Origin of the sequence: Kitasatospora sp. NPDC059973, assembly GCF_042737525.1 — a bacterium.
Taxonomy (GTDB): Bacteria; Actinomycetota; Actinomycetes; order Streptomycetales; family Streptomycetaceae; genus Kitasatospora.
This window is the reverse complement of sequence record NZ_JBHWUI010000301.1, coordinates 1-5,042: the sequence shown is the minus strand read 5'-3', so window position 1 is coordinate 5,042 and position 5,042 is coordinate 1. Positions and strand designations below refer to the sequence as shown.

The 5,042-nt window shown below is 75.4% G+C and carries 4 protein-coding genes; 1 reads left to right on the top strand and 3 read right to left on the bottom strand.

Translation table 11 applies throughout. The features are described from left to right. Nucleotides 1-125 precede the first annotated feature (125 nt). Nucleotides 126-926: an inositol monophosphatase gene (locus tag ACFWA9_RS38155; protein WP_329492330.1), complete on the top strand. Its 801-nt coding sequence runs from the start codon at nucleotides 126-128 to the stop codon at nucleotides 924-926. Nucleotides 927-996: 70 nt separating this feature from the next. Here ACFWA9_RS38155 and ACFWA9_RS38150 read toward each other — a convergent pair whose 3' ends face one another. From ACFWA9_RS38150 to ACFWA9_RS38140, 3 genes are all read right to left on the bottom strand, one after another. Then, a complete protein-coding gene (locus ACFWA9_RS38150) occupies nucleotides 997-2,184 on the bottom strand; it encodes a cytochrome P450 (RefSeq protein WP_380393980.1) in 1,188 nt (395 codons plus the stop codon). A 186-nt stretch (nucleotides 2,185-2,370) separates the two neighbouring features. Further along, nucleotides 2,371-3,129 (bottom strand): tRNA-dependent cyclodipeptide synthase, encoded by a 759-nt coding sequence (locus tag ACFWA9_RS38145; protein ID WP_380393977.1) that lies wholly within the window; start codon nucleotides 3,127-3,129, stop codon nucleotides 2,371-2,373. Between the two features lie 493 nt (nucleotides 3,130-3,622). Continuing rightward, the coding region (locus tag ACFWA9_RS38140; protein ID WP_380393974.1) for a pyridoxal phosphate-dependent decarboxylase family protein at nucleotides 3,623-5,042 on the bottom strand (1,420 nt) is incomplete at its 5' end.

Sequence of the window (5,042 nt, the reverse complement as noted above, 5' to 3'; positions counted from 1 at the left end):
GGCCGGGAGCGCGTCCCCCGGCCCGCCGCCCGGCGCCCGCGACGGGCGCTCCGGGGGCTGGCGAAGGTCAACACCGCACTGACGTGCGAAAGTGGTAGCCAGCGAAGGGAGCGCGCAACGTGCTGATGGACAGGGTGGCGGAGATTCTCGCCGAGGCGTGCGCCGAGGTGGTGGAGCCGCGGTTCCGCGCGCTGGCAGCCGGCGAGGTCATGGAGAAGGCCCCCGGCGAGGTCGTGACGATCGCCGACCGCGAGGCCGAGGTGATCATCGAACGGCGGCTGCGCGAGCTGCTGCCCGTCCCGGTGGTCGGCGAGGAGGCCGTGTCCGCCGATCCGTCGCTCGCGCTGGCCCTGCACACGGAGCCCGCCGCCTGGCTGGTCGACCCGGTCGACGGCACCTCGAACTTCATCGCCGGCCGCCCCGACTACGCCGTGATGGCCTCGCTGGTCCGGTCCGGGCAGACCGTCGCCTCCTGGATCTGGCAGCCGGCCACCGCCACCTGCTACACCGCCGAGCTCGGCTCCGGCGCCTGGTGCAACGGCGAGCGGCTGACCAGGCCCCTTGCGGCCGGCCCGCCGACCGAGTGGCGCGGCTCGCTGAAGAGCCGCTTCCTGGAGCCGGAGCTGCGCCGGACGCTGGAGGCGAACGCCGCGGCCGGCTTCGGCGAGATCACCCCGGGCCGCAACGCGGCCGGGATCGAGTACCCGGACCTCGTCGACGGCGCGCTGGACTTCATCCTCTACTGGCGCACCCTGCCGTGGGACCACGCGCCCGGTTCGCTGCTGGTCACCGAGGCCGGCGGGGTCTCCGCCCGGCTCGACGGCAAGCCCTACCGGCCGGAGGCCCCGGGCGGCGAGGAGGGCCTGCTGGTCGCCGCCGACCCGGAGTGCTGGGAGCGCGCCCGCGCCGTCCTGTTCGGCCGGTAGGGGCCAGGAGCTGGCCGGGCCTGCGGGCCGCACGACCGCCGGGCCGCACCGCCGGCCCGGCCGGCACCGGCTACCAGAGCACCGGGAGCCGCTCCGGCAGGCGCTTGATGAACCCGGGCCGCCACGCCAGCTGCTCGACCGGCAGGGCCAGCCGCAGGCCCGGCAGGCGCTCGACCAGCGCCGTGATCGCGATCTCGGCGTGCGTGCGGCCGAGTGCCGAGGCGGGGCAGAAGTGCCGGCCCGCGCCGAAGGCCAGGTGCGGGTTGTCGACCCGGTCGAAGTCGATCCGCTCCGGGTCCGGGAAGACGGCCGGGTCGTAGTTCGCCCCCTCGACCAGGACCAGCACCAGCTCCCCCGCCTTCACCAGCACCTCACCGACCCGGACGTCCGCCAGCGCGATCCGGGGCAGCGCGTCGCCGATCGACAGGTTGACCCGCAGCAGCTCGTCCACCGCCCGGCCGATCAGCGCGGGCTCCCGGCGCAGCCGCTCGGCCAGCTCGGGCTGCCGGGCCAGGTAGATGACGGCGTGCAGCAGGAACGAGGAGGTGGAGACGGCGCCCGCGCCGAACAGCGAGAGCGCGACGGTGGCCAGCAGCTCGTCGCCGACCCGGTCCGCGGCGTCCGGCGAGCGCCGCAGTTCGGCGAACCGGCCCAGCAGGCCCTCGGTGGGCGCCGGCTGGGCCGCGAGCCGCTCCCGCACGTAGCCGAGGTCCTTGTACCAGTTGGGCGCGGAGCCCTCGAACGGCACCGGGCTGGTGAGGAAGGCGACGTCGATGCCCGCCATCAGCCGCCGCCAGTCCTCGGCGGGCAGGCCGAGCAGCCGGCAGTGCAGGGCGGCGGAGTAGGGCTCGGCGAAGCCGTCCCGCAGGTCGGCCGGGGCGCCCTGGCCGACCAGGGCGTCGATCAACCGGTGCGCCTCGGCCTGCAGCCAGCCGTCCAGCTCCTTGTCCGCGCGCGGCGAGAGGGTCTTCATGACGGCGTTGCGCAGGCCGGCGCCGTTGATCTTGCCCATGTTGTCGACCACCTCGGGCGGGATGGTCAGCGCGTACTGGCGGGGGACGCCGGGGTTGGCGGTGTCCTTGAGGCTGAAGCGCTCGTCCTCCAGCACCTGCTTGGCCAGCGGGTAGCTGCTGACCAGCCAGGCCGGGTCGCCGGTCATGGTGCGGACCGGGGCGACGGGCTGCTCGGCGCGCAGCCGGTTCGCCTCCTCGGGCAGGACGTCGCCCCGGCGGGAGAGCGGGAAGGTGAGGTCGGTCACGGGGGTACTCCCTGGGATCGGGCAGCGGGTACGGGGGCGGCCCCACGAGGGCGGGGCGGGTGTGCGGGCACCGGTCGGGGCACGGGCGCGCGGGCGGTCGGCCGGGCGGGGCGCGGCGCGGGTACGTGCGGGCGCGGCCGGGTCGGGCCGCACGGGTCAGGTCGGGCGCGGTCAGGTCGGGCGCGGTCAGGCCGCGCGGGTCCCGGCGACGGCGCCCGCGGCGGCCGTCGGCGCGGCCGGGCGGACCACCGCGTAGCCCTGGCCGGGCGCCGCCCGCAGACCCTCCGAGCGGCCGAACAGCACTGGGGTGAGCGGGAGTTGGAGGTGGTAGCAGCTCACCGAGGAGGGCACGCCGAGCAGCGCCGGAGTGTCCAGGAAGAACGGCAGCTCGGCGGCTATGTAGCGGAGCCCGGCGGCCAGTTGGGGCTCGTTAGGCGCCAGCCCCTCGTCCAGCCGGGCGGCCAGGAAGCCGCGCGCCATCGCCTCGGCGGCCGCGCCGAAGTCCCGGTCGGCGCGGAGTGCGTCGAGGGCCTCCCGGTGCAACCGCCGGTAGACGGGGTGGCCGGCGAACTCGGAGAGCGCGTGCGCCCGGACGGCGTCGCGGTGGCCGGCCTCCTCGATGCCGCGGGCGATCCGGCGGGCGGTGGCCTTGATCTCCTTGGCGGCCCGCCGGTGCGCGTGTTCGGGGGTGTAACCGAAGGTCTCGTACTGCGCCCCGACATGCAGATCGGCGTGGACGATGTCTATCCGTTCGAAGAACTCCAGCCCCCACCCGATGAGTTCGGCGATTCGGCGGTGACTGAAATAGCTGTTCCCGGGACTGACACCGATGAGCAGGTGCTCACCGCGGCGCCAGATCTCGCGGCAGCGGTCGGAGAACGGAAGGGCCTCGTACCCGGTCGTATCGATGGGTGTGGCACGTTCACCCGGGAGGGTTTCGCGCATGCCTTGCCTCCGCTTCGCAGGAATGGTCACAGGACTGGCTTCAGGTGGTTCACGCGGTTTTACCGGGGATTCACAGAAGTGCATGACGGCAGCCGGAGTCCACCCGGAGTCGGGGGTGGGGTCACCGCATGCTGATGACGCGCGCCTGGTCAGGCGGCCTGCCCCGGGGAGTCGTGTGCTCTTGGTGGGGCGGCGACCACATGAAGTTACCGCCGCCGTTCGGGATCTCCGCAAGCCCTGCCGAGGGGTTGGCGGATTCTGATCACCAGGCGGCCTGAATCAGCCTGTACTCCTCCGGGAAGGTATGTCCACGGAGGCTTTCCGGGGGCGGCCGAATATCCCCCGGACAGCATGGCACGCCACTGTGTATTCCTCCAACATCCGCCCCCGAAAAAGGCTTTGCCTTTGCCTCGGCAATTCGGCCGGACCCGGGGCCGGCCGACCGGACACCGCGGCCCACCGGTCGGACACGGCAGCCGGCCGGCCGCGGCGGTCAGCCGGCCGCGATGTCCCGCCCGGCCCGCACCACCCGGCCCAGCAGGACGCCGACCTCGGCGGCGCTGGTGTGCGGATTGAGCAGCGTCAGCTTCAGCCGGACCCGCCCGGGGCCCTCGCCCGGGAGTTCGGTCCGGCCGACGACGGCCCGGCCGGTGCGCAGCAGCTCCCGGCGCAGCTCGCCGTTGACCGCGTCCACGGTGGCCGGATCGGCGGCGCCGGCGCCCGGGCGGCCCGGCGGGAGGTAGCGGAACAGCACGGTGGTCAGGACGGGTTCGGCGTACAGCTCCAGCGCCGGCTCCACCCGGACGGCCTCGGCGGCGTCCAGCGCCAGCCGGTGGCAGGCGTCGACCAGCCGGCCGAGCCCGGCGCGGCCGAGGGTGCGCAGCGTGACGGCGATCTTGAAGGCGTCGGCCCGCCGGGTGGTGCGCAGCGAGCGGCCCAACAGGCTGGGGTAGCCGGCCTGTTCGTCGTCGGCCGGGTTGAGGTACTCGGCCCGGCGGGCGAGCGAGACATAGGTCTCGGCGCGGCGGACCAGGAAGATCCCGGCGGCGGCGGGCTGCCAGCCGAGCTTGTGCCAGTCGAGCGAGACGGAGTCGGCGCGGGCGATGCCGTCGAGCAGCGGGGCGAGCCGGTCCGAGAGCAGCGCGCCGCCCCCGTACGCGGCGTCCACGTGCAGCCAGGCGCCGTAGCGGGCGGCGAGGTCGGCGGCGGCGTGCAGCGGGTCGATCGCACCGGTGTCGGTGGTGCCGGCGGTGGCCACCACGGCGATCGGGGTCTGTCCGGCCCAGCTCGCCCCGGCCAGGGCGCTCGCCAGCGCGTCCGGGTCCATCCGCTGGTCGCGGTCGACGGGGACGGGGACGACGGCGCGTTCGCCGAGGCCGAGCAGCGCCGCGGCGCGCTGGACGGAGAAGTGCGCGGCGCGGGAGGCGATGATCCGCGGCTCGACGCCGGCCGGGATCCCCTCCAGCTCGACGATGCCGTCGAGCTTCTGGTCGCGGGCCAGCATCAGGCCCATCAGGTTGGACTCGGTGCCGCCGGAGGTGAGCACCCCGGCCGCGCCGGCCGGGTCGTAGCCGACCAGGGCGGCCAGCTCGGCGATCAGCGCCGTCTCCAGGGCCGTCGCGGCGGGGGCCTGGTCCCAGGAGTCCTGCGAGGGGTTCAGCGCGCTGACCGCGAGGTCGGCGGCGGCCGCGACGGCCAGCGGCGGGCAGTGCAGGTGGGCGGCGCAGGCCGGGTCGGCCGGGTCGGCGGCGCCGTGGGCGAGGAGTTCGGTGAGCCGGGCGAGCGCCTGCGGGCCGTGCGCGTCAGCCAGCTCCGCGCGGGCCAGCGCGGCGAGCTCCCCGGGTCGGCCGGCGGGCAGCGGACCGGCCCGGCGGGCGGCTCCGGCGGCCAGCGCGGCCAGCACCTCGGCGACC